This is a genomic window from Neisseria sicca 4320, assembly GCF_000193735.1.
Lineage (GTDB): Bacteria > Pseudomonadota > Gammaproteobacteria > Burkholderiales > Neisseriaceae > Neisseria > Neisseria sicca_E.
In genome coordinates this window covers 1-2,873 of record NZ_AEPF01000139.1, presented here as the reverse complement: position 1 = coordinate 2,873, position 2,873 = coordinate 1, and the positions used below count along the sequence as shown (strand labels likewise).

The following is a 2,873-nucleotide window of genomic DNA, read 5'->3' as shown; positions in this document are numbered from 1 at the left end:
GCCAGCTTGGATAAAGACATCGGTGATCTTGCCTCGGCAGGTAAAGCTGCGATGGAAGCTTTAGAAGTTAACCGCCAAGACATTGATGCCAACAAAGCAGCAATCGAAACTAAAGCCGACAAAGCCGACTTCGAAGAATTGGCAAAATACACTGACAATATGGGCAAAAAAGTTAACGACATCGGTGATGAAGTAACTGCCCTGAGCGACGCGACTAGCGCAGCTATCACTCGTCACGATAAAGACATCGTTGACTTGGCACAAGCAGGTCTGACAGCAACTGAGGCCTTGGAAGCCAACCGCAAGGATATCGACGCCAATAAAGCGGCGATTGCTGAAAATACTGCCGCACTTGAAGAGCAAAAAGAAGCTAACGAAGGCTTTAACAATGCCATCACCAGCCTGGATAAAGACATTGGTGATCTTGCCTTGGCAGGTAAAGCTGCGATGGAAGCTTTAGAAGTTAACCGCCAAGATATTGACGCCAACAAAGCGGCAATCGAAACTAAAGCCGATAAGGGTGCTGTGGAAACTGCTAGAAATGCAGCGGTTAAAGCTGAAAAATCAGTACAAGCAGTACAAGGCTCTGTCGAAGTTGCACAAAAATCTGCCCAAACAGCTGAAAGCCACGCCAAAGCAGCGCAAACATCTGCTGTTGCTGCCAATAATGTAGCGTCTGCTGCGCAAAACGCTGCTGCCAAAGCTCAAGAAAGTGCCGATACCAATGCGGTACAAATTGCAGTCAATACTAAGCAAATCGATACCAACAAAACCGATATTGCTGCATTGCAAACTGCAAATGGTCAACACGCTGCAGGTATTGCTAAAAACTCAGCGCGTATCGACAGCTTGGATAAAAACGTAGCTAATCTGCGCAAAGAGACCCGTCAGGGCCTGGCAGCACAAGCAGCCCTCAGCGGCCTATTCCAACCTTACAGCGTCGGTAAATTCAACGTTACCGCTGCTTTGGGCGGTTTTAAATCTGATACCGCAGTTGCTGTGGGTGCAGGTTATCGCTTCAATGAAAACTTTGCAGCTAAAGCCGGTCTTGCAGTGGGCACCTCTTCAGGCGGCTCTGCATCTTACAACGTAGGTTTGAACTACGAATGGTAATATTCTTCGTAGAACTGACCTAAATTGACCCGCAGCTTCGGCTGCGGGTTTTTTATGCATTTAATCTTTGAAAGAAAAAATGCATCAAAAATGCCCAAATATTCCGAAAGGTCGTCGAAAACCCAACGCTCGGATTTTCAGACGACCTCGTTTTCAACTACTCTCCGTTCTTAGACTAAATGTTGGCAATTTTTCACCCGATAACAAAGCGTTTTCAGTATAATACCGCCCGCAAATTTCCTTTTTTTTGAAAAGCATAACTCATGACTACTTCAAATCAAAATGTGCTGGAGCGTATATTCAATTTAAGCGCAAACGGCACGAATGTACGCACGGAGCTGACGGCTGGGCTGACCACCTTCCTCGCCATGTGTTACATCATCATCGTCAATCCGCTGATTCTCGGCGAAACGGGCATGGACATGGGCGCGGTATTCGTCGCCACCTGCATCGCTTCCGCCATCGGCTGCTTCGTGATGGGCTTCGTCGGCAACTATCCGATTGCGCTCGCGCCGGGCATGGGTTTGAACGCCTACTTTACTTTCGCCGTCGTCAAAGGCATGGGCGTGCCCTGGCAGGTGGCTTTGGGTGCGGTATTCGTTTCCGGCATCATTTTCATTTTATTCAGCTTTTTCAAAGTGCGCGAAATGCTGGTAAACGCGCTGCCTATGGGTTTGAAAATGTCGATTGCCGCCGGTATCGGGCTGTTTCTGTCGCTGATTGCGCTCAAAGGTTCCGGCATTATCGTTGCCAGCGACGCGACTTTGATGAAACTAGGCGACATCCACCAACCTGCTGCGCTCTTGGTGCTGGCAGGCTTCGCTATGGTAGTGGCTTTGGGGCATTTCCGCGTCAAAGGGGCGATTATCCTGACCATTCTGACGATTACTGCCATTTCCACCCTGCTGGGCTTGAGCGAGTTTAAAGGCGTAATCGGCGAAATTCCAAGTATCGCGCCGACTTTCATGAAGATGGATTTCAACGGCCTCTTTACCCTCAGCATGGTCAGCGTGATTTTCGTCTTTTTCCTGGTTGATTTGTTTGACTCCACCGGCACGTTGGTCGGCGTTTCCCACCGAGCAGGCCTGATGGAAGACGGCAAACTACCTCGTCTGAAACGCGCCCTGTTCGCCGACTCGACCGCCATCGTAGCCGGTGCCGCACTGGGTACGTCTTCAACCACGCCGTATGTCGAAAGTGCGGCGGGTGTTGCCGCAGGCGGCCGCACCGGTCTGACTGCCGTAACCGTCGGCGTATTGATGCTGGCGTGTCTGATTTTCTCACCGCTGGTGCAGAGCATCCCCGGTTTTGCCACAGCGCCTGCGCTGCTCTACGTCGGTGCGCAAATGCTGCGCAGCGCGCGTGAAATCGACTGGGACGACATGACCGAAGCCGCTCCCGCTTTCCTGACCATCGTGTTCATGCCGTTTACCTATTCGATTGCAGACGGCATCGCCTTCGGCTTTATCAGCTATGCAGTGATCAAACTCTTGTGCAACCGCGTGAAAGACGTACCATCTATGGTGTGGATAGTTGCCGTATTGTGGGCGTTGAAATTCTGGTATTTAGGGGGCTAATGCTCCATTTACAGAAAGGTCGTCTGAAAATAAGTTTTCAGACGACCTTGGATTCGGATTTCAAGTGCAACACTAAAGGTATCAGTGGTTGGAACAGATTAAAGAATAAAACACTTGGCGTTTCGTAGCCAAGTTTTTTTCTTGGCCGGTGGTTCAACTCATCTTGAACCCTGCGTATGCAGG

2 protein-coding genes are annotated in these 2,873 nt (G+C 50.0%); both read left to right on the top strand.

Annotated features, from left to right (window positions below; translation table 11 throughout):
* A partial coding sequence (locus NSCA4_RS13215) for a YadA C-terminal domain-containing protein (protein ID WP_016688216.1) occupies positions 1-1,113 on the top strand: 1,113 nt, incomplete at its 5' end.
* 263 nt (positions 1,114-1,376) lie between these two features.
* Positions 1,377-2,690 carry an NCS2 family permease gene (locus NSCA4_RS0111275; protein ID WP_016688215.1) on the top strand — a complete coding sequence of 438 codons (1,314 nt, stop codon included), beginning with the start codon at positions 1,377-1,379 and terminating at the stop codon, positions 2,688-2,690.
* Positions 2,691-2,873 lie beyond the last annotated feature (183 nt).